Raw genomic sequence first — 24404 nt, forward strand, 5'->3', positions numbered from 1 at the left:
CTACATGCGGTTGGCCGGTCTGGGACGGGCGCGGCGGCGTCGGTAGTGCCGTACCAGCGCAGGCAGCCATGGCACGGCGCCGAGTGCGAGCAGTAACGACAACAGCGGCATCCACCACCATGGCGAGACACGCGCCGGTGGTGGGGACGGCGTCGGTGTCACCCATGGCCGTGCGGTCTTCGACCATGCCAGGAACGCGTCACCGATCGGGAGCAGACCGAAGGCGTACCGCTTGGTCCACGGGGTGCCGAGCGGCAGGCCCGCCACCTCGCCGTAGTTAGCCAAGGCTGCGGCCAGCGAGGCGTCGCCGTGGACCTGGGCCGCACCGAGAGTGACCGCGGTCGCCGACAGGCTCACCCCGAGTGGGAGCGGGCCGGAGTCGACGTCGGCCGGACCGTCCACACCGTCGGGGTATTCCCGCACGGCCGGCCCGAGGCCGAACGGGGAGATGACGTACTGGTCGCGGAAGCGCAGGTACTGCTCACCGGCGAAGACCGGGTCGACGTCGAGCAGGAAACGTTGAATGAGGCTCTGTGAACTGCCCCTGGCCATCTCGACCGGGTCGCCGGTGTCGGGGTCGACGCTATGCGGCAGCAGCCCAGTGCGTGGATCAAGCCGCTGGCGTACTTCTCGAAGCCACCGTTCGACGGTACTGGAGAAGCGCGGCGGCAGCAGCAGATCGTGCAGCCGTAGTGACGCCATCGCCACGGTCGAGTCGACCGGCCATGCCTGACCCGGGTACGCCGCCAGGTACGGCGACGCCGAGGTGTCGAACGCCACGCCGAGCGAGGCGGAATCATCGGCGAACCGGCGCAACTCGGTCGGATCGCGTTGCCCGGCCGGTTGCAGGCTCAGCACCCCGCCACGCAGCCAGTTGCCCCAGCCGCGGTAGAAGACACCATACGACGGGGTGAGATCGGGGCTGAACGGGGCGCGGCCGGATGGCGATTCCAACCGTCCCAACGCCCACCGTGCTTGTCGCAACGGCTCCGACCGCTCGCCGGCCGGTAAGCGCATCCCGAGTTCGACCCAGCTCAGGCCGTACAGCACGTGCAGGAAGAAGTACCCCTCCGGGAACAGACGCTGCGCCTCGTCGCCGGCACCGCCGTCCAACGCCGAGCGCAGGAACGCCAACTGCCGCTGGACCCCGGCCGGCTCACCGGTCGTCCCCGCGGTGGCCGGCGCGACCAGTCGCACCGCGGCCGCCAGCGCGCAGACGCTGACCACGACGGCGACCAGTCGACGCGACCATCGCAGCACCTGACGCATGGTTAACGGCGGCTCGGACATCCGATGATCTTAGCCCGGTGGGCACCGTCGGTGGGACGTCTCTCACCCCGATGATCAACATGCTTCGCAAGGGAACGCGCCGCATCCATCTCGAGACGGATGCTGTTGGTGATCTTCCTTGGCCTGCGGACATGGAGCGACGACGGTACTTGCCTGGGCATCTGATCCGCAGCAAGGTCGAGACGGTGCCGGAAAGGCCGGTTCGGAGACACCTCGCTCTTGACCGCCTTCCTCGGATGTCCACTCACATCCGGGGACGGTGTCAGCACTTCCGTTAGGAAGATCACATTCTGGGTGCCGTCCGCACGAGTTGACGGCCTCAGCGTTCACGCGGAGAAGCGTGATGCGGGTCATCGACCGTGACCGCCGAGCCGCGTGCACCGCCTCCGCGGACGCAGCCCGCTGCGCACAAAAATCAAAAGTCACTTACACCGCGCCCGCACTCCTTGATCGGAATACGATGCCTTCCACTGTTTCCTGGCTTGAGGTGCTGAATGGAACTGTTTCCTGAAGAGAGTCAGTGGGAGCTGCTGACCGCCGCAGGGCTGCGGCAGGATTTCCAGGCGGTGTGGATCGAAGGCGACGACCTCGACGCGATCACCGCCGAGTTGAGGATCGACCCCGCCGCAACGCTCGAATGCGATCTGGCCACCGCGCTGCGCTGGAACAGTATGGACATGCGTACCCTCATCCTCTGGATGGGCGGGCACTCGCCTGGCTGGACGTTCGCTCTGGTGCTCACCGGCATGGGGTCCGACCTGAACCTGCCGGGCCGGCGGGTCTTCGACTTCTGCTACGCGCGGGAGATCGACGAGTTCTACGGCGTCAGCGGCCTCTATGACGAGGAGGGGCTCGACGACCTGGAGCTCAACGACGACCAAGGCGGCGAAGAGGACCTCGACCCCCACCTGATCGCCATCGGGCGGGTCACCGGCCGGTTCATCGACCAGGACTGGCTCGCCGAACGACGAACCCTGTGCCGGGTCCCGATGAAAGCGAGAGCCTCATGACGTACGGAGAACAGTGGGCCCTGCTCTCGGCGCGTGGGTTCGATGACATGTTCGCCGGAACCTGGATCGAGGGCGACGACCCCGACGAGATCGCCCGCATCCTGGGCTCCGACCCGGCGGCGGCGGTGCCCTGCGGGCTCGACGAGGCGATGCGGGAGTACGAGCCGTACGCGTTCAAGGAACTCGTCTGGCTCGGCGAGCACGCCCCCGGCTGGACCCACGCCGTCACCATCGCCGGGCCGCGTCCGCGCACCGACCTGCTGGCCGCCAGTGGGCGCAGGTTCGTCCAGGTCGTGTGGGAGCCCCATGGCTTGGGCGTGCACGATCTGTACTATTCGGACGGGGTCACCGCCGGGCGGCAAAGCCCGGTCGCCATCGCCGAACCCGGCTGGCCCTTCCACGAGTACGTCGAAGGCCTCACGCGAAGCCGCCCCGGCCTGATCGACGTGTTCACCGGAGGTCCGGCCAAGCCGGTGGGCAGTCTGGGACTGTGGCTGGACAACTGGCTCATCCTGGCGGGTCGTGTCTCCGGGCGTCTCATCGACGAGCGGTACCTCGACGCCACCCGGCGGCTGTATCGCATTCCGATCTGACCGGCCGTACGGCCGACCATGTCCGGTCTCCCGTGGTTCACTCGTGATGGACGGACCTCCCCGGGGGACATGTCCGCGGCCCGGAACCGCGGCCGCTGCCGCTCGGCTGCGGACAGTCCCCCGGCCCTGTCGGATCGACTCATCCTTCAAGGCTGTCACCTGGACAAACGGCCGCCACCAGGTCACGCCCGCATTTCCCGATCGGTACAGCGGCCCCTACGCCGCCCGCTTTCGGCACCCGTCGGCGGCACGGCCGGGCTTCATGCCGATGTTTTCGGCCTGCCGGTCGTCATGGTCCGTGCGTCCGGCGGACGAGGACGTGGCGGGTGGCCGTGAGCCCCCGCCATCGGCCCTTGCTATTCGTCAGGCAGCAGGTACCGCCAGGAGAGCACGAAGAGTGCCCCCGAACCGGTCTTGAAGAGTGGCCGGCCGTGCCCCTGCCCGGCGGGCACCGCCTTGGTGATCGCGCTCACCGCCGCCCCCTCGATGTCCTTCTGCCAGATCGGGTCCACCGTGCCCGAAGGCTCCGGGACCCCCGCGGGCCACGGCGCCGGCGTGTCCTCCGCCGACGCGGCCCCTTCGGCGACCATTCGGACGCGGGTGGCGACATAGTCGGTGCCCTCGGCGGTGGCCCGGGTCGCCAAGCCGTCCATCAGCTTCCTCGCCTCCGAAAGCCCCTTCGGGTAGAAGCCCGCGACCTGGTCCAGGGCCGGGGCCCGGACCTCCAGCAGCTTGCCGTCCTTCCCCCGCACCCCGAGGACGGTGGTCGGCACGTCCGTCACCATCGGCGCGCCCGGCTTGGGCTCCGCGGTCGGCGGTTGCCCGGTCAGATATGTCTCCATCGACGCGACCGTCTCGCCCGTCTCGGCCTCGGCGAGCCTCAGTTGCCTGCTCGCGTCAACGATCACCAAGCCGTCGCTGTACAGCACCACCCTCGGCGGACGCAGCACGTTCGTGGTCGCGGTCACGAACCCGCCCTCGGCGCCCCACAAGGCGACCGGCTTCGCCGGCTCGGCGTCGGCCGGGGTCGCCGTCATATCCGCTTCCGCCCCTCCGCAGGCCGCTGTCAGGGACAGCAGCGCCACAAGCAGGGTCATTCGTAGTCTCATGCCCCACAAACGTACGTTTCCCTCAGGCGGTTCAGCCGGTGTCGTTCGAGGTCAGGCGGATCCGGCGAAGGGGAACACCACCCCGTCGGCGGGGATGACGGCATCGGTGTCGTCGACGAACGCCACGCGCACTGGTCGTCCGTGGTCCGCCGAACGCCTGAGAACGCTTGGTCCCGAGGTCGGGGGCCTGTTCTCGTCGCCCCACTGCTGCAGCGCGGCGAGCACCAGGAGCAGCTGTTCGCCGGCCGGAGTCAGGTGGTAGCTGTACCGGGTCCGGGCGCCCGGCTCTCGATAGGGCTGCTTCTCCATGACATCCGCGTCCACGAGAATGTTCAGGCGGTTACTGAGCACGTCCGGGGCGATCCCGAGTCCGTCGCGGAAATCCGCGAACCGGGTCACCTTCCCCAAGGCGGCCTCTCGCAAAACGAGGAAGGTCCACTTGTCGCCCACGATTTCGAGCGTGCGCGCGATCGAGCACACCTCTTCTGTCTTGTGATTGACATTGACAGTACCCATGGCGCTATTCTAGCCCCTGAGTTGCACATTCCTACCCAGTGGTGCTCGATCAACGCGACAACGCGGATCAGGGCGAGGGTGCGACGACGATCCGCCGCGGCGCGGCGTTCACGACATCCCCCTCGGCGGCCGGCGCGGCATTCATGACGACCCGGCCGGCCGTATGGGCATGTGGCTCACAGGCCGGCCCGCGGCGTCTCGCTGTCACCGCCCCATCTCGGAACAGGAGCTACCGGGCCGCGGGCAGACCGGGGTAGAGCTGGTCCAGCCCGCCGGAGAGCGCGGCCCTGGCGTTGCGGCTCTTGTCGTCGGCGACCACTTCGAGGGCGCGCGCCTGAACACCGTCCAGGGCCAGGCTCGCCACCCAGGCGGGATCGACCTTGTCCGAGCCGTCGACGTAGTCGGCCATGTCCGTGTCCATGTAGCCGACGTGGAGAGCCGTGACGTCGATACCGGCAGGGGCCAGTTCTTGCCGGATCACGTTGGTCATCGCCAGCTCGGCGGCCTTGGCCGCGCTGTAGCCGCCGTACGCCGGGTAGTGCACCCAGGACAGGACGGACAGGATGTTGAGGATCGCCCCGCCTCCGTTGGCGGTGATGACGGGGGCGAAGGCGCGGGCGACGTCGAGAGACCCGAAGAAGTGCGTCTCCATCTCGCGCCTGATGTCCGCGATGTCGCCGTCGATCAGTCCCACGTGCGTGCTGATGCCGGCGTTGTTGATCAGCAGTGTGGTGTCCGGCGCGCCTTTCGCCGCCTGCGCCACGGAAGCGGGATCGGTGATGTCCATCTGAAGCGGCACGACTCCCGGGAGGTCGACCGAAGCCGGACGCCGGACGCCGGCGTACACCTTCCTGGCTCCGCGCTTGAGCAGTTCCTCTGCCAGGTGCCGTCCCAAACCGCGATTCGCCCCTGTCACCAGTGCGACAGCGTTCTGAATGTCCACGTGCGCCTCCTTCTGGATCCTGAATACCTATCCAGAACCTAGCCTGCCTGAATAGGCATACGCAACTCAGGGGGGCGCCCGGCATGGATGTCGATCGGCAGACCGCGTGCGCAGTGCCGGAACTCACGTGGGCATCCGACCTGGCCTTCCACCCTCAGCACTCGTGTCCCTACGCCTATATCCACCGATGGCCCGGTTGCTCGGCTGATTGACGCTTTTCGCACGGAGTTATGCCTCGAAGGAGGTGAAGATTTTGGTGTCACGGCCTGAGGCCGCGATCCTGCGCCGCCAGGTCGTCTCCCCCGCGCGGATCGGGCCGAGCGGGCTTTTCCGGCCGCACCGGTACGGCCGCCGCCCCAGCGGCTTCGGCTCCATCGGATCGGACGCCGGGCGGGCGCCACCGATCGGGCACCGAACGCCGGGCTTATCCGGAGAAGGCCGGGCGTCCGCCGATCCCGGACGGACTCCGGGATCGGCGGACGCCCGGCCGGGGAGAACCCGCGATGAGACGGCTCTCACCGCGCCATCCGGAGGCCCCTCATCCGCGGCTGCGAGCGCTCCCGCTTCGGACGCACCGCCGGGGCCAGGCGGCGTCACGCATCGCGATGACCGGACCCGCCGTCACGCCCGTCCCGTGACGCGCCTCCGGCGTCGAGCGGCGGGCGGGGCGGGTGCGGTCACTTGCTGAACCCGGCCGTCAGGCCGCTGAGCAGCTGACGGCGGCCGATCACGTACATGGCCAGGATGGGGATCGTGGTCAATACGACGGAGGCGAGTACGGCGGGCACGTTCACGCTGTACTGCCCCTGGAAACTCCACAGCGCGAGCGGCAGCGTGCGCTTGTCGGGGCTCTGGGTGAGGACCAGCGGCAGCAGGAACCCGTTCCAGATCGTCAGTGCGTTGTAGATCGTCACCGTCACCACGGCCGGCATGGTGAGCGGCAGGGCCAGGCGCCAGAGCGTCGCGATCTCGCCCGCACCGTCCAGCCGCATCGACTCGAACAGCTCCTTGGGCACGTCACGGATGAAGTTGGCCAGGATCAGCACCGAGAGCGGGATCGCGAAGGCGATGGACGGGAGGACCAGTCCCAGCAGCGAGTCGTAGAGGCGCAGCCGGATGATGATCAGGAAAACCGGGATGATGGTGGCCTGCAGCGGGATGGCCAGCCCCATGAGGAAGAGCGAGTTCACCCCCCGCAGGAAGCGGCGGCCGCCGCCCCGGACGATCGCGTACGCCGCCATGAACGAGACCGCGACCGCCGGGACGACCGCGCCGACGGTCACGATGAGGCTGTTGAGGAAGTACAGCGGGAAGTCGGACTCGACGACCAGCCGGTAGTTGTCGAGGGTCGGCTCGGTGGGCGGCGCCAGCGGGTTGGTGGCGTAGTAGCTGCTCTGCGCCTTGAAGCTGGTGATGAAGATCCAGTAGATCGGCACGATCACGATCGCCAGCCACAGCCAGCTCACGGCCCCGCCCAGCCAGTTGGGGCCGTCGCTGCCCGGACGCCGCCGCCGCCGGCGCCGGCGGCGGTGCCCGTGTGGTTCTGATTCGAGCGTCTCGGCCCGCCGGAGCTTCGTCGTGTGGGTCAAGCTCATGGTCAGGCCCCTTCCAGCTGACTTGCGTTGGCGTCGCGGCCGCCGAGCCGCCGCAGGAGCAACGCGAGGGCGAGGCCCACGAGGACGAGGATGACGGCGATGACACTGGCCGGTCCCATGAGGCTGGCCTGGAACCCGCGCTTGTACATGTCCAGGGCGAGCACCCGGGTGGCGTCGGCGGGGCCGCCCGCGGTCAGTACGAAGATCAGGTCGAAGAAGGTCAGGGACCCGACGACCATGAGGGTGGAGGACGTGATGATCGTGTACTTGAGCTGCGGCAGCGTGATGCTGAAGAACTTGCGGACGCGGCCCGCCCCGTCTATTTCGGCGGCCTCGTACAGGGAGCGCGGGATCTGCCGCACTCCGCCCTGGTAGATCAGCGAGTGGAAGGGGATGAACTGCCACGACACCACGAAGATCACGACGCTGAAGGCGAGGACGGGCTCGCCGAGCCAGTCCTGTATGAGCAGATCGACGCCCAGCCCGGCACCGAGCCCGAAGTTCGGATCGAGCAGCGCCTTGTAGGCGATGGCGATGGCGGCCTGGCTGAGCAGCAACGGGATGAAATACAGCACCGCCAGCACCGCGCGGTAGCGCTGGCGCCCGGCCAGGAACACCCCGAGCAGGATGCTGGCCGGGGTCTGAACCGCCCAGGAGACGACCATCACCAGCAGCGTCACCCACAGCGCGTGCATGAGGCCGGGGTCACCGAGCACGGCCCGCCAGCTCGTCAACCCGGACATCTGGATTTCGCCGAGCCCGTCCCAGGACGTGAAGCTGAGGAACAGGACCCCGACCAGCGGAATCACCCCGAAGGCGACGAAGAGCGCCAGGGCCGGCACGGCCAGCCACGGAAGGACGCCGCCTCGGGTCCTTCGCGTGGCGGCCGGCGGCGTCCTCCGAACGGGGGTGGCGAGCGCGCTCAACTGCCGATGACCGCGTTCATGTTGGACGCGAACTGCTCCGGTGTGATCGACAGCTGGAACAGCTTGGCGATGTTGTCCAGCAGCACCTCGGCCGCGGCGGGGCTGAGCGCCTGGTCCCAGGACTGGGCGAACGCCTTGGCGTTGCTGGCGATGCCGTAGACGAACTTCAGGAAGTCCGCGTCCTCGGAGGCGGCGAACGCGCTGTCGGCGCCGTTGACGATCGGCACCGCGCCCGTGCCGGCCCACTCCTTGACGTCCTCATCGTTGAGCACGGCGGTGGCGAAGAACTTCTTGGCGACCTCCTTCTGCTCGGGGGTCGCCTTGGAGGAGATCGACAGGTACTGGCCGGGGTTGCCGACGGTGTTGCTGGGGTCGCCCTTGCCGCCCTCGACCGGCGGGAAGTTCATGTAGCCGAGGTGGCCGCCGGAGACGAAGTCACCGCCGTCGGTCTTCATGCCGCCGTACGTCCAGCCGCCGTGCAGCATCATCGCGGCCTTGCCGGTGTACAGCAGGGCCTGGTCGGCGTTGGAGTCGGCCGTGATCGAGGAGAAGCCCTTGATGAACCCGTCCGCCTTGACGAGGTCCTGCAGCTTGGTCAGGGCGTCGAGGGCGGCGGGGTGGGACCAGGCGTCCTTCTTGGCGTCGAACACGGCCTGGAACACCTCGGGGCCGCCGATGCGGTCGAAGAGGAACTCCAGCCACATCATGTTCGTCCAGCGGGACTGGCCGCCGAGGGAGAACGGGGCGATGCCGGCGGCGTTGAACTTGGGGACCAGGGCCATGATGTCGCCCCACGACTCCGGCGGCTGCACGCCCACCTGGTCGAAGATCTTCTTGTTGTAGTATAGGACGATGGGCTGCATGGTCTCGGCCGGCATCGCGTAGATCTTGCCGTCGATCGTGGCCGCCCCGAAGGAGGAGGCGAACAGCCGGTCCTTCACGGCGGGGTTCTGCTCGAACCAGGGGGTGAGGTCCTCCACCTGGCCGGCCTGCACGTACGTGCGCAGGGTCCCGCCGCCCCAGCCCCAGATGATGGTGGGGGCCTGGCCCGCTCCGATCGCCGTCTTGATCTTCGTCTTGTACGCGTCGTTCTGCATGGCCGTGAAAGCGATCTGCTCGTTGGGGTTGGCCTTGTTGAACCGCTCCACGGCCCTGGTGCGCACGCCTTCCTGCGGCTGGACCGAAAGGAACCAGTAGCTGGCCTTGTTCGCGGCGTTCCCGCCGCTCGCACTGGCCCCGCCCCCTGCCGGGGTGGGACCGGAAGTGCCGCAGGCCGCCAGCGCGGCTCCCAGGGGAATGCCCATGGAGAGGCTGAGGAAGGTGCGGCGAGATGGTGTCTTTGACTCCACGCTGATCTCCGTATGTCGAATGCCGAGCTGGGCGCGGCTCCATGTGAAACATCAGTGGCGGTGGTCGTCGGTCCTAGATCAGCACCTCCGCTGCCAGGCATCCACTCTTCTTGAGCCCGGCATGTCGAAACATTTCCGAAACAGGCCGCGTGGCACGTCAATTTAGATTTCCGCTACCCCCCTGTCAAGGGGTGGTCTGATATCGGTACAAGCTTCACATCTGACGCATGTAAGGTACTCTCATTTGGGGCTTTTCCTGGTCATATCGTGTGCGCCAGGATTCGAGCAGAGCCACCGCAACACACCGAAAAGTTTCGGAAACTTGTGGGGGGATGTTTTTCTTGAGGAGAGAGCAGATGACGGCGCTAGATGGGACCTCCTCGGCGGACCGGGTCCTCCGTCCATGGCAGGACCCGGCACTCCCCGTGGCCGACCGGGTCGAGGCCCTCCTTGAGGAGATGACCCTGGAGGAGAAGGTCGGCCAGCTCGGCAGCCGGTGGCTCGGCAACGCCATGGAGGCCGACCAGGGCGGGGAGCCCGAGGAGGAGACGGAGGGCACGGCGAACGTGGCTCCGATGCAGGACGTCTTCGCGGCCTCGGGGAACGTGCCCCTTGAGGAGGCGGCCCGTCACGGGCTCGGCCATCTGACGCGGGTGTTCGGCAGCGCTCCGCTGACCGCGGCGGAGGGCGCCGCGGAGGTGGTACGGCTGCAGTCCGAGGTGGTGAAGCTCTCCCGGCTCGGCATCCCGGCGCTGGTCCACGAGGAGTGCCTGACCGGTTTCACCACCTTCGGCGCGACCGTCTATCCGGCGGCCATCGCCTGGGGTGCGACGTTCGACCCGGATCTGGTGGAGCGGATGGCCGCGGCCATCGGGCGGGACATGCGCGCGGTGGGCGTCCACCAGGGCCTGTCGCCGGTGCTGGACGTGGTGCGCGACTACCGCTGGGGCCGGGTCGAGGAGACCATGGGCGAAGATCCGTACCTCGTCGCGATGCTCGGCGCGGCCTACGTGCGCGGCCTTGAGCGCACGGGGATCATCGCCACGCTCAAGCACCTCGCCGGCTACTCCGCCTCCCGGGCGGCCCGCAACCACGGCCCGGTGTCGATGGGCCGGCGCGAGCTGATGGACATGATCCTGCCGACCTTCGAGACCGCCCTCGTCGAGGGCGGCGCGCGTTCGGTCATGAACTCGTACTCCGACCTGGACGGGGTTCCCGCCGCGGCCGACCCGTGGCTGCTGACCGACCTGCTGCGCGACGAGTGGGGGTTCACCGGGACGGTGGTGTCGGACTACTGGGCGATCCCGTTCCTCGCGACGATGCACCAGGTCGCCGCGGACACCGACGAGGCCGGGGTGCAGGCGCTGACCGCGGGCGTCGACGTCGAGCTGCCCGACACGGTCGGCTTCGGCCGGCACCTCGTCGAGCGGGTACGGCGGGGCGAGCTGCCGGAGTCCCTGGTCGACCGGGCCGCCCGGCGCCTGCTCACGCAGAAGGTGCAGCTCGGGCTGCTGGACCCGGACTGGACGCCGGAGAAGTCGGTGGCCGGGGCGGAAGCCGTGGACCTGGACTCGCCGTCCAACCGGGCACTGGCCCGTGAGCTGGCCGAGCGGTCGATCGTGCTGCTCGACGCGGGCACCGCGCTGCCGTTGCTCGGCGAGGGGCGTCCGGAGCCGCGCCGGGTGGCCGTGGTCGGCCCTTGCGCCGACGACCCGCACACGTTCATGGGCTGCTACGCCTTCCCCAACCACGTGCTGCCCCGTCATCCGGGGCTCGGGCTCGGAGTGGCCGCGCCCAGCCTGCTCGACGCGCTGCGGGCCGAGCTGCCCGACGCCGAGCTGATCCACGAGCCGGGCTGCGACGTGCGCGGCGACGACCGCTCCGGCTTCGCCGCCGCGCTCCAGGCGGCCCGCGAGTCCGACCTGTGCGTGGTCGTCGTCGGCGACCTGGCGGGGATGTTCGGGCTGGGCACGTCGGGCGAGGGCTGCGACGCCGAGGACCTGAGGCTGCCCGGCGTGCAGGAGGACCTGCTGGTCGAGCTGGCCGCCACCGGCACGCCGGTCGTGGTGGTCGTCGTCTCGGGCCGCCCGTACGCGCTGGGAGCCGTGTCCGGAACGGCCGCCGCGCTCGTCCAGGCGTTCATGCCCGGCGAGGAGGGCGGGGCGGCCATCGCCGGGGTCCTGTCCGGCAGGGTGCAGCCCAGCGGGAAGCTGCCGGTGCAGATCCCGCGCGGCCCGGGCGGGCAGCCGGGCACCTACCTGCAGCCGCCGCTGGGCTCCAACAGCCACGGCATCAGCAACCTCGACCCGACCCCGCTGTTCCCGTTCGGGCACGGTTCCTCGTACACCACCTTCGCGATCGACTCCTTGAGGATCAGCGACGCCGAGGTGCCCACCGACGGCGAGTTCACCGTGTCGGTGCGCGTGCGCAACACCGGGGGCCGGGCGGGCGAGGAGGTCGTCCAGCTCTTCCTGCACGATGTGGTCGCCCAGGTCACCCGGCCGGTGCGGCAGCTCACCGGGTTCGCCCGGGTGCGGCTGGAGCCCGGCGCGAGCGCCCTGGCGACCTTCACGGTGCCCGCCGACCGGACCTCGTTCACCGGGCGCGACCTGAGGCGCGTCGTCGAGCCGGGCGACCTCGAGGTGCTCGTGGGCACGTCGGCGTCCGCTCTGCCCTGCCAGGGCCACATACGATTGACCGGCCCGCTGCGTCACGTCGGTCCGGGCCGACGACTGGTCACCCGCGTGAATGTGGAACCGGCACCGGGCTCTTACCGAACACATCAGGGAGGAACAGATGCCGGCCAGTCCTAGACGGGCCACGCTGGCCACGGTCGCGGCCTCGGCGGGCGTGTCGGTCGCGACCGTGTCGAAGGTGCTCAACGGCCGAGGCGACGTCTCCCCGGTGACGCGCTCCCGCGTGGAGTCGTTGCTGGAGCAGCACGACTACGTCGCGCTGCCGCAGCGCCGGCGGGGCGACGCGGCCGTGCTGGACACGATCGAGGTGGAGCTCGACGACGATCTCAACGCGTACTCGACCGAGATCATCCAGGGCGCCGTACGAGCCGGGGCCGAGGTCGACGCGGCGATCGTGGTGAGCATCCGGACCGACGCCGACCGCGCCGGAGCCTGGGCGCGCGGCCTGGCCACCGCCGGACGGCGGGCCCTGGTCGCCGTCACCAGCGAGTTGACCGCCGAGCAGCTCACCGCCCTGTCCCGCGTACGGTTGCCCCTGGTCGTGATCGACCCGCTGAACCTGCCGCAGACCAGGGGGGTCACCAGCGTCGGCTCGACGAACTTCGCCGGGGGCCTGGCCGCGACGCAGCACCTGCTCGCGCTCGGGCACCGGCGCATCGCCTATCTCGGCGGCCCGGCCACGGCCGCCTGCAACCAGGCCCGGCTACACGGTTACCGCGCCGCCATGGAGGCCGCGGGCGCCGCGGTTCTCCCGGGTTACGTACGGGCGGGGCATTTCCACTACCAGGACGGGGTGACGGGCGGCGCGGTCCTGTTCGACCTGCCCGAGGCTCCCACGGCCATCTTCGCCGGCTGCGACGACATCGCGTTCGGCGTGCTGGAGGCGGCCAGGGCGCGAGGGTTGCGCGTGCCCGAGGACCTCAGCATCGTCGGCTTCGACGACACCCAGGTCGCCCGCATGGCCTCGCCCCCGCTGACCACCGTACGCCAGCCGCTGCGAGAGATGGGCGGCGTCGCCGTGCGCACGGCGCTGCGCCTGGCGGCAGGCGAGCGGGTCGACTCCCACCACGTCGAACTCGCCACCGAACTGGTGGTGCGCGGCTCCACCGCCCCCGCCCCGCCCGAGGGCTCCCCCCGGCCGCCGCTGACCCGCCACGCGGTCGGCTGACCCGCACCACGAGCACCCCCGCGGCGGCCGGCGCCACCCGGGTGCGAGGTCGTTCGGCGTGAGGCCCCCGGCCGGTCGCCCGGCCGGGGGCCCCGCGCGTCCCGGCGGGAAGCCGGTCAGCGGTCGCGGGCCGCGGTGATGGGGCGTGCCGATTGCCTCACCCGGCTTCCAGGTGAGGCAGTACCTCGGCGGCGATCAGCTCCAGGTGGTCGAGGTCGGCCATGTCGATCAGGCGCAGGTGCACCCGGGTGGCGCCGATCTCCGCGAACTCGCCGATCCGCTCGACGAGCTGCGCGGGCGAACCGATCACCGGGTCCTCCGGAGGCAGCGCGCTCGGCACGTGCAGCGGAGCGGCCCGGCGCCGGGCTTCGGCGTCGTCGCGCCCGATCGCGACGACGATGCCCGCGGAGAGCACCAGCGGGGCGCGGCCGGTGCCGGCCCGGCCCGTCCGCTCGCCGGCCTCCGCGACGCGCTCGTACGCCTCGGCCGTCTCCGCCACGCTCTTGAACGGCATGTTGAACTCGTCCGCGTAGCGGGCGGCCAGTTCGGGGGTGCGCTTCGGCCCGCGGCCGCCGACGATGATCGGCGGACCGGGCACCTGGACCGGTTTGGGCAGGGCGGGTGCGTCGACCAGCCGGTAGTGGTCGCCGTGGTAGCTGAACCGGTCTCCCGCCGGGGTCGACCAGAGCCCGCTGACGATGGCGAGCTGCTCCTCCAGCCGGTCGAAGCGCTCACCGAGCCGGGGGAACGGGATGCCGTACGAGATGTGCTCCCGCTCGTACCAGCCCGCGCCGATGCCCAGCTCGATCCGGCCGCCGCTCATCTGGTCCACCTGCGCGACGATCATCGCCAGCGGGCCGGGCAGCCGGAAGGTCGCGGAGGTGACCAGCGTGCCGAGCCGGATCCGGGAGGTGTCCCTGGCCAGGCCGGCCAGGGTCACCCAGGCGTCCGTCGGGCCGGGCTCGCCGCCGTCGGCCCCCATCGACTGGTAGTGGTCCGCGCGGAGGAATCCCTCGAACCCGCCGTCCTCGGCCAGCCGGGCCATCCGCAGTTGGTCGTCGTAGGTGGCGCCGCGATGGGGCTCGGTGAAGACACACACTCGCACGCTCATCGTCCTCTCTCTCCGGCCTCCGCCGGGGTGTCGCGCTCCATCAGCAGTTCGTGCAGGTCCGCACTGCACCGGGCGACCTGTTCCAGGTGCGCGTTACGGCCCAGGCTGCGCGGTCGCGGGATGTCGATGTCGACCACCTTGCGGATCCGGCCCGGTCGTGGACTGAGCACCACCACCCGGTCGGCCAGCAGCACCGCCTCGTCGATGGAGTGGGTGACGAAGACGATGGTGGCCGAGTTCTCCATGTGCAGGCGCTGGAGTTCCACCGACAGCTCCTCGCGGGTGAGTGCGTCGAGGGCGGAGAAGGGCTCGTCCATCAGCATCACGCGGGGATCGCCGATCAGTGATCGGCAGAGCGAGACCCGCTGCTGCATGCCGCCGGAGAGCTCATGCGGCAGGCGCTTCTCGAAGCCGCCCAGCCCGACCATGTCCAGCAGTTCCTGGGCGCGGCCGCGATGTTCGGCCCGCCGCCAGCCGAAGATCTCCACCGGCAGCAGCACGTTGTCGAGCACCGACCGCCAGGGCAGCAGCGCGGGCCGCTGGAACAGCATCGCGATGTCGCGGCGGGCCTTGGTGACCCGCTCCCCCGCGACCGTGATCTCTCCTTCGGTGACGGGCAACAAACCAGCGATAAGTCGCAGAAGGGTGGATTTACCGCACCCAGAACGGCCGACGACCGCGACGAACTCCCCCTCCGCCACATTCAGGTCGATGCCGCGCAACGCCTCCACCGCACCGGATCGCCCGGCGAAGGTACGGGAAACACCGGCTAGTCGGATCATCGGTCAGGCTTCTCCTCAGCGATGGTTACTTCGCATCTCGCGAAGATTATCTGGATTGACCGTTAAAGGGCAGATGCGGATCCATAATTCTGGTTTTCTCCTGCCTCGCACGCGACCCAGCCGCTCCACCAATGATGATTCTTACGTACGCTGTCCGCGAGGTTCCCCACCATGACCTCACCCCTGGATCACCCCGTTCGAACCCCCGCCGGCAGGTCGAGAACCCCGGCCGAAAGAAAACGGTGCCCATGAGAAGGTTCACCCGCTCCGTTGCCGTCGCGATTGCGGCCGGCCTGCTCGCCGCCGTGACCGGTTGCGGAAATTCTGGCAATTCGGGCAATTCTCCCGAAGCCGACAGTAGCGCCACCAAGGCCTTGGAGAAAGTTACCTATTTAACGTCATTTGGGAACTTTGGCCGAGACGCTTATGCCTGGGTCGCGAAAGAGAAGGGTTTCTTCGCGGAGGCCGGTTTCGAGGTGGACATCAAGCCCGGAGGCGGCACCGGCGACAACCTCTCGAAGATCGAGGCCGGCGCGGCGATGTTCACACCGCTCGACCTCACCGGTCTGCTGCTGGCCCGCGGCAACGGCGGCGCCAAGGACATCACGGTGGTGGCCGGCATCCAGCAGAACACCATGGCCGCGATCATCAGCCTTGAGGGCAACCAGATCGCCACTCCGAAGGACCTGGAGGGCAAGACGCTCGCCGACAGCCCCAGCTCGGTGGTGCGCAACCTCTTCCCCACCTACGCGAAGCTGGCCGGCGTCGACGCGTCGAAGGTCAAGTGGGTCAACGGCCAGCCGGCCAACCTGATCGGCCTGCTGGCGGGCGGGACGGTGGCCGGCATCGGCCAGTTCGTCGTGGGGAAGCCGACCGTCGAATCGGTCGCCAAGGACAAGAAGGCGGTGGTGCTGCCGTACAGCGACGTGATGGACGACCTCTACGGCAACGTGCTGGTCACCTCGGCGAAGATCGCCAAGGAGAACCCGGACACGGTCAAGCGCTTCACCGCGGCGCTGATCAAGGGACTCGTGTACAGCGTCGACAACCCCAAGGAGGCGGGCGAGCTCCTGCAGAAGAACGTCCCGGCCGCCGCGGCCGCGCCGGCCGCCGCCGAGTGCGAGCTGATGGCCGCGTTCGTCCGGCCGGACGGTTCGAGTGCCCCGGTCGGCTCGATCGACACGGAGCGGGTCGCCCGCAGCATTGAGACCCTGCAGGGCGCCGGCGCGATCCCGGCCGGTCTGACCCCGGACCAGCTCATCGACTCCAGCCTGACGCCGGCGTCCTGACCGCCGCCGTCATCGAACCGGCGCCCCCGGCGCCACCCCGGTGGACAGACCGGACGAGGAGAGTGAGAAGCGTGACATGGCCGAGGTGAGCGAGATTCGACCCCCGGTGCGCGCCGACGCGCCCCGGGCGTACCGGCTCGGCGGCGAGATGGCGACCGCGGTGATGTGGCCGGTCCTCGGGCTGCTGGTGGCGATCACCGGCTGGTGGCTCGTCACCTCGGCGTTCCGCCTCGTCCATCCCGCGGTGCTGCCCCCGCCGCAGGACGTACTGGCCGCGTTCGACGCGAGGTCGGCGGAACTGCTGAACGGGCTGGCCGCGACCACGCTGGAGACCGTGATCGGCTTCCTGCTCTCCTCGGTCGCGGGGATCCTGATCGGGATCTCGCTGGCCGGCTCGCGGGCGATCGAGCGCATGTTCTCGCCGCTGCTGGTGGCGGTCAACGCGGTGCCGAAGATCGCGCTCGGGCCGCTGCTGGTCGTCTCCCTCGGCTGGGGACAGCGGCCGATCCTGACCATGGTGTTCCTGCTCAGCTTCTTCCCGATCGTGCTCTCCACCTCGACCGGGCTGACCACCACTCCCGCCGACCTCGCCGAGCTGGCCAGATCCCTGGACGCCTCCCGCTGGCAGGCCTTCCGCAAGGTACGGCTGCCGGCCGCGCTGCCGCAGATCTTCGTCGGCCTGAAGGTCGCCATGCCGCTGGCCGCGATCGGCGCGGTGATCGGCGAGTTCCAGGCCGGCGAGGGCGGCCTGGGCTACCAGATCGTGCAGTACAGCGGGGTCGCCGACAGCGCCACCGCGTGGGCGGCGATCATCCTGGTGGGAATGATGAGCATCGTCCTCTACTTCGCCCTGGTGCTGGCGGAGCGGCTGGCGCTGCCGTGGGTACGGGCCACCACCTCAGCCCGTTGAGAGCCGCCCGAACCGGCTGAGACGCCCCGGGACCAGGACGCGGAACGGATTTTCGGACAGACCTTGTAAAGGGTTTTTACGATCCAAAAATCCGGGCCGCGTATGGCGGAGATCATGCCCTGGTGTAACAATCGTGCTGTTATCTCATCCCCCGGACTGTCACGTGATCGGCTCATCCGATCGCCACCGAAGGAGAGCCGTGCGCTGATGGAGATCCTGGAATTCACCCCGCGGCCCGAGCAGTACGCGTGGACGTTCGGCGGGACCGCCCCCACGCACCGGATCAAGCCGGGAACCGTGCTGCGGCTGTGGAGCGACGACGCGTTCGCCGGCCGGCTCCGCGACATCACCGATCTGCCCAGCGCCGCGCTGGACGCGCGCTACCTCAACCCGCAGACGGGCCCGTTCCACGTGGAGGGCGCCGAACCGGGGGACACGCTGGCGCTGCACTTCGTGGACATGACTCCCGCCCGCTCGTGGGGCGCCTCGGCGACCATCCCGTTCTTCGGAGGGCTGACCGGCACCGACCGGACGGCGACGCTGCAGGAGCCGCTGGCCGAGCGCACCTGGATCTACCAGGTGGACTCCACCCGCAACACCGTCACGTTCGAGGCGCGAAGCAGCGAGCTGAGCCTTGAGCTGCCGATGGCGCCGATGCTCGGCACGGTCGGCGTCGCACCGGCCCTGGGTGAGGTCCGGACCTCCCTCGTGCCGGACGAGTTCGGGGGGAACATGGACACTCCCGAGATGCGCCCCGGCTCGACCTGCTACCTCGGCGTGAACGTGGAGGGCGCGCTGTTCTCCCTCGGCGACGGCCACTACCGCCAGGGCGAGGGCGAATCCTGCGGCACCGCGGTGGAAGGCGCCATGAACACCACCCTGGTGGTGGAGTTGATCAAGGGCGGAGCCCCGACGTGGCCGCGCATCGAGGACGACGACCACCTGATGGTGATCGGGTCGAGCCGTCCGCTCGAGGACGCCTGGCGGGCCGGCCAGGTGGACATGGTGCTGTGGTTCAGTGAGCTGTTCGGGCTGGACAGGCTCGACAGCTACCAGTTGCTGAGCCAGACCAGCCAGGCTCCCATCGCCAACGTCGTGGACACGAACTACAGCGTGGTGACGAAGGTCGCCAAATCCCTGCTTCCGCAGACCCAGGTGTACGGCGGCATGCACCGCCACCTGCGAGAGACGGCCAGGCTCATCGCCCCGCGTTGATCCCCGCGCCGACGCTTTTCCCCGGCGACGACACCCCCCGTGTTCGCCGTACGGCCCAGGACGTGCGGCATGTGACAAGCAGCAAAAGAGGTTGAGAATCGTGGATCTTCAGCTGGCCGGGCTGCGTGCCCTGGTAACCGGTGGCACCAAGGGAATCGGCCGGGCGATCGTGGAGGTACTGGCCGAGGAGGGCGCCTCGGTGGCGTTGTGCGCCCGGACCGACTCCGACGTCGCCGCGACGGTGGAGCGGCTACGCGGGCAGGGCGCCAAGGTCACCGGCGGCGCGGTCGACGTCGCCGACGGCCCGGCCCTGAGCCGGTGGGTCGACGACAGCGCCGCCGAACTCGGCGGGCTGGACATCGTGGTGGCCAACGTGAGCGCCCTTGCCATACCCGACGTGGAGGAGAACTGGCACCGGAGCTTCGACGTGGACATGATGGGCACCGTCCGGCTGGTCAACGCCGCGCTCCCGCTGCTGGAGCGGAGTTCGGCGCCGTCCATCGTGACCGTGTCCAGCGTGTCCGGCCGGGAGATCGACTTCGCCGCCGGCCCCTACGGCACGTTCAAGGCCGCGATCGTCCACTACACCCAGGGCCTGGCCTACCATCTGGCCGGCAAGGGGATCCGGGCCAACACCGTTTCTCCCGGCAACACCCACTTCCCCGGCGGGGTGTGGGACGACATGGAGCGGAACAACCCCGAGTTGTTCGGCCAGGCCCTGGCGCTGAACCCGACGGGACGGATGGCCCGGCCCGAGGAGATCGCCCGCGCGGCGGTGTTCCTGGCCAGCCCGGCGGCCAGCTTCGTCACCGGCACGAACCTCGTCGTCGACGGCGCGCTGACCCGCGGCGTGCAGCTCTGAGGCTCACCGCGCCTCGAAGGGTGACCCGCACCGCCCGCTGACGTCCCCGTACGCGCACGACGGCCCGGTCGGCCCGGTCGGCCCGCGCCCGCCGGGGCGCCCGGACACGAACGGCTCCGCTACAAGGAGCCGCCGGCCGGTTCCCGGCCGTCGTCACGCGAGGTGGCCAAGGGGAGGCGAAGGGTGAAACGGGCGCCACCGGCGGCGGAGGATCCGACCTCGATCGTTCCGTTGTGCGCCTGGGCGACAGCGCGGGCGATGGCCAGGCCGAGGCCCGTGCCCCCGCGGTCGCGGCTGCGGGCCGCGTCCAGCCGGGTGAACCGCTCGAAGATCATTTCTCGGTGGACCTCGGCGACGCCTTCCCCGTCGTCGTCGACGACGAGCTCGGCCTGATCGCCGTTCGCCCACACCTCGACGGTTATCGACTGCCTGGCGTGCCGCTCGGCGTTGTCCAGCAGGTTGGTGATGACGCGGCCGATCTGGCCGTGGCTGACGTCGACGGGCACGTCCGAACGGACGACGAGCCGCACCCTGTCCGGATTCCCTCGCCGGGCGAGCTCCATCCGTACCAGCGCCGCCAGATCGGCTCTTTCCCTGAGCTCGGGCGCCGCGTGCCCGAGCCGGGCCAGCAGGAGCAGATCGGTGATGATCGCCTGGAGCCGATCGACGTCGGACAGCGACTGTTCGATCAGTTCGTTCAGGTCGGTCTCGCCGGGATGCAGCCGGGCCTCCTCCAGCTGGGCGCGGAGCCCCGCGATGGGGGTGCGCAGCTCGTGGGAGGCGTCGGCGGCGAACTGCCGTTGCTGCTCCATCGAGGCCTGCAGCCGGGTCAACGTGAAGTTGACGCTGTCGGCCAGCTCATGGATCTCGTCGTTGCTGGGTGGTACGGGCACCCGGTTCTCGGGGTAGGTCGCGTTGATCTCGTCGAGTTTCGCCCGGATGGTGCTCACCGGCCTGAGGGACGCGGTGACGATCCGGCTGCCGAAGTAGGTGATGATCACGGCGAGGATCAGCGCGCCTCCGCCTATCGCCGCGGCCAGCCGCGGATCGACCCACGGGGGGACCACGGGAGAGGCGCTGTAGACGATCCAGCTCTGACCCGCCCGGTGGGCCCGCTGCGCGATCACGATGTTGCATTCGCCGGCGGGAAAGACCCCGCCGCACACGACGGAGTCGGCGATGTTCGTGCCGTCGGTGGTGAACGTCGCCATGGCCGGTTTGCCCTGCAGCTCCGGGGTCGAGGCGACGACCCGGCCCTGCGAGTCGACGACCTGGAGATTTCGGCCCGGGCGCTGCGCGAGGGGGTATTCCAGCTGGCCCCGCTCCACCTCGACCGCCACGCGGCCACCGGCGGCGATGATCTCCCCGGTGAGGGACCCCGTGACGAAACGCTCGATGGCGATCATGAGCAATACGGCCACCAGCGAGCACAGCAGGGCGGCCACCGCGCCGGCGAACAGCGTGATGCGGGTTCTGATCGAGATTCGGTGTCTCGAGCTCATCCTCCCAAGCCTCCCCTTGGCCAGTGCACCACACGAACCCCAGGGCCCGGCGGAGGGGGGCAGCTGTTGATCTTAAACGGGAGCCCGTCCCCCCATCCGAACGGCGTGCCCTCCCCCGCGCCGGTACCGCACGCCGGACAGGGCGGCACCGGCGCGGCCGGGACCGGCCGTACGCCCCCTCCCGCGACCGTCCGGGTTGCACCGGGGACGGCGGGCATGAGGCCAGGATGGGAGGATGCGTGCCTCACGGCTTATTTCCCTGGTGTTGTTACTCCAATCGCGCGAGACCATGACCGCCGGCGAGCTGGCGCGCGAGCTGGAGGTGTCGGAGCGGACGATCTACCGGGATGTGCTGGAGCTTTCGGCGGCGGGGATTCCGGTGTACGCCGAGCAGGGCCGTACCGGCGGCTACCGGCTGGTCGGTGGGTACCGGACACGGCTGACCGGATTGAGCCGGGCCGAGGCGGAGGCGCTCTTCCTGTCCGGGCTGCCCGGCCCGGCGGAGGAAATGGGGCTGGCCGACGCCGTGGCCGCCGCCCGGTTGAAGGTCCTGGCCGCGCTGCCCCCCGCGCTGCGGGATGCCCCGGCACAAGCCGGCCGGCGGTTTCACCTCGACGTCCCCGGCTGGTTCGCCAACGCCGACCCACCCCCTCGGCTGGCCGAGCTGGCGGACGCCGTCTGGCAGGACCGGATCGTCGAACTCCGCTATCGCCGGGGCGAGGAGGTGACCCGGACGACGCACCCGTACGGGCTCGTGCTCAAGGGGGGCGTCTGGTACCTGGTGGGCCGGGTCGCCGACGACTACCGGATCTACCGGGTGGACCGGATCGTCGCCGTCGAACCGGCCGGGGCGTCGTTCGTCCGGGACGAGCTGTTCGACCTGCCCGGGTTCTGGGCCGACAAGGCCGCGCGGTTCGTCACGTCCATGCTGACCGAGCACGTCACCGTCCGGCTGAGCCCCGAGGGGATGCGCGCGCTGCCCTTCGCCGTCGAGCCGCCGGCGGCCCGGCAGGCCCACGCGGCGGCGGGCGAACCCGACGAGCGGGGCTGGGTGCTCACTCGCCTGCCCGTCGAGTCGCCGGCGGTGGCGTACACCGTACTGCTGCGTCTCGGCCCGGAGGTGGAGGTCGTCGGCCCTCCGGAACTACGCGCCCGGATGGCCGACGCCGCCGACCGGCTCGCCGGGCTCTACAGAACTCAGCGGTAGCCCGTCACGTCGGCGGGCTTACCCGCGTCCTGCACCTCCGTCATGTACCGCCACGCGTCGGGCCTGCTGCCGTCGACGTCGGTGAAGCCGTAGACCTGAGCGAGCCGCCCGCTGGACGACGACTGCCCGTTCCACCGCCCCACCTCGGGATCGGAGGCCAGTGCCACGACCGCCCGCCCCACGAAGGCGGGTGTCTCGGAGATGGCGAAGTGCGGTTGCCCCTCCAGCGCGTCACGCCAGTTCGCCTCCGTCACGCCGAACAACTCCAGCATGATCTCCGAACGCAGCCAGCCCGGGGTCAGCGACAGCGCCGTCGCGCCGTACGGGGCGAGCTCCTTGGCCTGGGCGAACGCCATCCGGTTCACCGACGTCTTGGCCAGGTCGTAGAAGAAGGAGACGCGGTAGTGGTCCGCGTTGTACTCGGCGGTGCCGTCGGTCACCTCGACGACCAGGCCGCCCGGCTTCCTGATCAGCAGGGGAAGGGCGTAGTGGCTGGTAATGATGTGGGTGTCGATCGCCAGCCGCAGGATGCGCATGCCCTTGTCCAGCGAGTGCTCCCACAGCCTCTCGTCCCAGCTGAACAGCAGCTCCCCGCCCCAGATGTCGTTGACCAGCACGTCGAGCCCGCCCTGCTCCCGGTCGATGCGCTCCACCAGCGCGCGGACCTGCTCGGGCACCAGATGGTCCACCCGCACCGCGATGCCCCTGCCTCCGGCGGCGGTGACCAGCTCGGCGGTCTCCTCGATCGTCTCCGCCCTGTCCATCTCCGAACGCCGCTCCCGGGTGCTGCGGCCTGTCACGTAGACCGTCGCCCCCGCCGCGCCCAGCTCCACCGCGATGCCACGGCCCGCACCACGCGTCGCCCCCGCGACCAGCGCGATCTTCCCTGTCAGTGATTGCGTCATGAGGTCGATGCTGGCGGTTATATCTGACAGAGAACGTCAGGCTTTCCAGCCCGCCGGGATTTTCATGGCGGATTCCCTGCCCCGTGGGCCGGGAGGAAGCGCTTCTCGTCGCGCGGGTCCGGCCCGGCGGGAGCCGGGATGTTCCGCGACGACCACGCGGGGCATGGTCTCCCTGAACGATGCGGGGCGTGCCGTACGGCCGAGGAACGGCGAGCCACCGGCCCCCGGATGGAGGGCCGCGTGCCGCGATCCCCGGTTTTCACAGCCGGGGAGGGTGTCGGCGCGTCCTGACGTTCGGCGGCGCCGAACCTCTCGACATCGTGGGATCGAACGAGGGAACGGCATCGCCGGTCGCCCACCGCGTAGGGAGATCGAAGATGGAAATCATCACCCATGACTCGGCCGGCTCCGTCGCCGAGACGCTGGAACGGCTCAAAGGCCTGATCACGGCCAAGGGGCTGAATCTCTTCACCGTCATCGAACACGACGTGGCCGCCGCCGCCGCCGGGCTGAGCATGCGGCCCACCAAAGTCGTGATCTTCGGGAGTCCGGCGGCGGGCACCCCGCTCATGATCGCCGTACCGCTGCTCGCCCTCGACCTGCCCCTGAAGATCCTCATCTGGCAGGACGCGTCCGGCCGGACGCGGGTCAGCCACGACGACGTCGACGCCCTCCAGAAGCGGCACGGTCTCACCGACGAGCAGGCGGCGCCGTTGCGGGGGGTCGGGATTCTCGCCGCCGCGGCCGCCGGCGCCTGACCCTCGACGGTGCGCCCGTTCCCGGCGAGGGGCGGATCCGCGCCGTCGGTGGCCCGTGCCGGCGAGAAAACCAGCGGATCGGCCCCACGACGTGGGCTCCCCCTTCGGGATCCCGTCGATCGGCTACGCCGATCGGCTGCCCTCCGAGGGGAAACTGCCGAGCAGACGCTGGGCGTAGAAGGACTCCCAGGGTTCCCCCTGCGCTTTCGCGGTGTACTCCTTGTCCAGTCCCACCAGTTCGTAGACGAGTTCGCTGCGCACCGGTGTGGTCTCCAGCAGGTACGGCAGGTTCGAAAGGTTGATCAGCCAGTCGGCGTACCAGGACGCCCAGTCGGCATCGGCTCCGTCGACGATCCGGTAGACCCGGTGATGCGTCTCGGACGCTTCGCGCAGGACGTCGCCGACCTGTTCCACACGCTTGTCCATGTGCACCCCTTCCCTTGGTGTTCCACCGCGATACACGCGACGAACGGGTGCCTTGCAGATGTCCCCCAGTGTATTGAAATCACCTGACCTGGCACTATGCCGGCCCCAGCGGCATGGTGGCGCCCCGGCGAAGGGCTCCTCCCCGGTGAGGCCGCCGCGGGCGGCTCACCGCCGGGAAACGAATTCGTGAAAAATCCTGACACTCTCTTTCGCCTTCCCCGACGACGTCGAGGGCCCGGCGT

Annotated in this window: 22 protein-coding genes; 10 read left to right on the forward strand and 12 right to left on the reverse strand. The window is 69.7% G+C overall.

The window, feature by feature from the left end; translation table 11 throughout:
- Nucleotides 1-1290 (reverse strand): hypothetical protein, encoded by a 1290-nt coding sequence (locus J2853_RS18390; RefSeq protein ID WP_307559540.1) that lies wholly within the window; start codon nt 1288-1290, stop codon nt 1-3.
- A 494-nt stretch (nt 1291-1784) separates the two neighbouring features.
- Here J2853_RS18390 and J2853_RS18395 point away from each other — a divergent pair, with 494 nt between their 5' ends.
- On the forward strand, nt 1785-2300 hold the full coding sequence (locus tag J2853_RS18395; RefSeq protein ID WP_307559542.1) for a hypothetical protein: 516 nt from the start codon (nt 1785-1787) through the stop codon (nt 2298-2300).
- Complete coding sequence (locus J2853_RS18400; protein ID WP_307559544.1) at nt 2297-2893, forward strand: hypothetical protein; 597 nt, start codon at nt 2297-2299, stop codon at nt 2891-2893. The genes J2853_RS18395 and J2853_RS18400 overlap by 4 nt, the downstream gene beginning before the upstream one ends.
- Nucleotides 2894-3249: 356 nt before the next feature.
- On the opposite strand, the gene J2853_RS18405 is transcribed toward J2853_RS18400, so the two are convergent.
- The 6 genes from J2853_RS18405 to J2853_RS18430 all read right to left on the reverse strand — a co-directional run bounded on the left by J2853_RS18405 (nt 3250) and on the right by J2853_RS18430 (nt 9331).
- The gene (locus J2853_RS18405) at nt 3250-3990 is read right to left on the reverse strand and encodes a hypothetical protein (protein WP_307559546.1); all 741 of its coding nucleotides are present in this window, start codon (nt 3988-3990) and stop codon (nt 3250-3252) included.
- 63 nt (nt 3991-4053) lie between these two features.
- The gene (locus tag J2853_RS18410; RefSeq protein WP_307559548.1) at nt 4054-4518 is read right to left on the reverse strand and encodes a winged helix-turn-helix transcriptional regulator; all 465 of its coding nucleotides are present in this window, start codon (nt 4516-4518) and stop codon (nt 4054-4056) included.
- Nucleotides 4519-4747: 229 nt separating this feature from the next.
- Nucleotides 4748-5461, reverse strand: coding sequence for an SDR family oxidoreductase (locus J2853_RS18415; RefSeq protein WP_307559550.1), 714 nt, complete (start codon nt 5459-5461; stop codon nt 4748-4750).
- A 677-nt stretch (nt 5462-6138) separates the two neighbouring features.
- Complete coding sequence (locus J2853_RS18420) at nt 6139-7056, reverse strand: carbohydrate ABC transporter permease (RefSeq protein ID WP_307559552.1); 918 nt, start codon at nt 7054-7056, stop codon at nt 6139-6141.
- A 2-nt stretch (nt 7057-7058) separates the two neighbouring features.
- Nucleotides 7059-7982, reverse strand: a complete 924-nt coding sequence (locus tag J2853_RS18425; protein ID WP_307559554.1) for a carbohydrate ABC transporter permease — start codon at nt 7980-7982, stop codon at nt 7059-7061.
- Nucleotides 7979-9331 (reverse strand): extracellular solute-binding protein, encoded by a 1353-nt coding sequence (locus tag J2853_RS18430; RefSeq protein ID WP_307559555.1) that lies wholly within the window; start codon nt 9329-9331, stop codon nt 7979-7981. Before J2853_RS18430 ends, J2853_RS18425 begins: the two co-directional genes overlap by 4 nt.
- 356 nt (nt 9332-9687) lie before the next feature.
- Between J2853_RS18430 and J2853_RS18435 the strand changes: the two genes are divergently transcribed.
- Together J2853_RS18435 and J2853_RS18440 are read left to right on the forward strand one after the other, a co-directional pair.
- A complete protein-coding gene (locus J2853_RS18435) occupies nt 9688-12144 on the forward strand; it encodes a glycoside hydrolase family 3 N-terminal domain-containing protein (protein WP_307559557.1) in 2457 nt (818 codons plus the stop codon).
- Entirely contained in the window at nt 12128-13195 is a 1068-nt protein-coding gene (locus J2853_RS18440) for a LacI family DNA-binding transcriptional regulator (protein WP_307559559.1), read from the forward strand. Before J2853_RS18435 ends, J2853_RS18440 begins: the two co-directional genes overlap by 17 nt.
- A 157-nt stretch (nt 13196-13352) precedes the next feature.
- On the opposite strand, the gene J2853_RS18445 is transcribed toward J2853_RS18440, so the two are convergent.
- Both J2853_RS18445 and J2853_RS18450 read right to left on the reverse strand, forming a co-directional pair.
- Nucleotides 13353-14300 carry an LLM class F420-dependent oxidoreductase gene (locus J2853_RS18445; protein ID WP_307568724.1) on the reverse strand — a complete coding sequence of 316 codons (948 nt, stop codon included), beginning with the start codon at nt 14298-14300 and terminating at the stop codon, nt 13353-13355.
- Between the two features lie 2 nt (nt 14301-14302).
- Nucleotides 14303-15088: an ABC transporter ATP-binding protein gene (locus J2853_RS18450; protein WP_307559561.1), complete on the reverse strand. Its 786-nt coding sequence runs from the start codon at nt 15086-15088 to the stop codon at nt 14303-14305.
- 248 nt (nt 15089-15336) lie between these two features.
- On the opposite strand from J2853_RS18450, the gene J2853_RS18455 reads away from it, so the two are divergent.
- The 4 genes from J2853_RS18455 to J2853_RS18470 all read left to right on the forward strand — a co-directional run bounded on the left by J2853_RS18455 (nt 15337) and on the right by J2853_RS18470 (nt 19364).
- Nucleotides 15337-16377, forward strand: coding sequence for an ABC transporter substrate-binding protein (locus J2853_RS18455; RefSeq protein WP_307559563.1), 1041 nt, complete (start codon nt 15337-15339; stop codon nt 16375-16377).
- Between the two features lie 85 nt (nt 16378-16462).
- Nucleotides 16463-17287, forward strand: coding sequence for an ABC transporter permease (locus tag J2853_RS18460; RefSeq protein WP_307559565.1), 825 nt, complete (start codon nt 16463-16465; stop codon nt 17285-17287).
- A gap of 207 nt (nt 17288-17494) precedes the next feature.
- Entirely contained in the window at nt 17495-18502 is a 1008-nt protein-coding gene (locus J2853_RS18465) for an acetamidase/formamidase family protein (RefSeq protein ID WP_307559567.1), read from the forward strand.
- Nucleotides 18503-18602: 100 nt separating this feature from the next.
- Nucleotides 18603-19364 carry an SDR family NAD(P)-dependent oxidoreductase gene (locus tag J2853_RS18470; protein WP_307559569.1) on the forward strand — a complete coding sequence of 254 codons (762 nt, stop codon included), beginning with the start codon at nt 18603-18605 and terminating at the stop codon, nt 19362-19364.
- Nucleotides 19365-19483: 119 nt separating this feature from the next.
- Here the strand turns inward: J2853_RS18470 and J2853_RS18475 are convergent, their stop codons facing one another.
- Entirely contained in the window at nt 19484-20866 is a 1383-nt protein-coding gene (locus J2853_RS18475; RefSeq protein ID WP_307559571.1) for a sensor histidine kinase, read from the reverse strand.
- A gap of 235 nt (nt 20867-21101) precedes the next feature.
- Between J2853_RS18475 and J2853_RS18480 the strand changes: the two genes are divergently transcribed.
- Nucleotides 21102-22073 (forward strand): helix-turn-helix transcriptional regulator, encoded by a 972-nt coding sequence (locus tag J2853_RS18480; RefSeq protein WP_307559573.1) that lies wholly within the window; start codon nt 21102-21104, stop codon nt 22071-22073.
- Here the strand turns inward: J2853_RS18480 and J2853_RS18485 are convergent.
- Complete coding sequence (locus J2853_RS18485) at nt 22064-22978, reverse strand: SDR family oxidoreductase (RefSeq protein WP_307559575.1); 915 nt, start codon at nt 22976-22978, stop codon at nt 22064-22066. The two genes, J2853_RS18480 and J2853_RS18485, sit on opposite strands and share 10 nt — an antisense overlap.
- A gap of 377 nt (nt 22979-23355) precedes the next feature.
- Between J2853_RS18485 and J2853_RS18490 the strand changes: the two genes are divergently transcribed.
- Nucleotides 23356-23736: a DUF302 domain-containing protein gene (locus J2853_RS18490; RefSeq protein WP_307559576.1), complete on the forward strand. Its 381-nt coding sequence runs from the start codon at nt 23356-23358 to the stop codon at nt 23734-23736.
- Between the two features lie 123 nt (nt 23737-23859).
- Here the strand turns inward: J2853_RS18490 and J2853_RS18495 are convergent, their stop codons facing one another.
- Nucleotides 23860-24162: a hypothetical protein gene (locus tag J2853_RS18495; protein ID WP_307559578.1), complete on the reverse strand. Its 303-nt coding sequence runs from the start codon at nt 24160-24162 to the stop codon at nt 23860-23862.
- Nucleotides 24163-24404 lie beyond the last annotated feature (242 nt).

It is taken from the genome of Streptosporangium lutulentum (assembly GCF_030811455.1).
Classification (GTDB): domain Bacteria; phylum Actinomycetota; class Actinomycetes; order Streptosporangiales; family Streptosporangiaceae; genus Streptosporangium; species Streptosporangium lutulentum.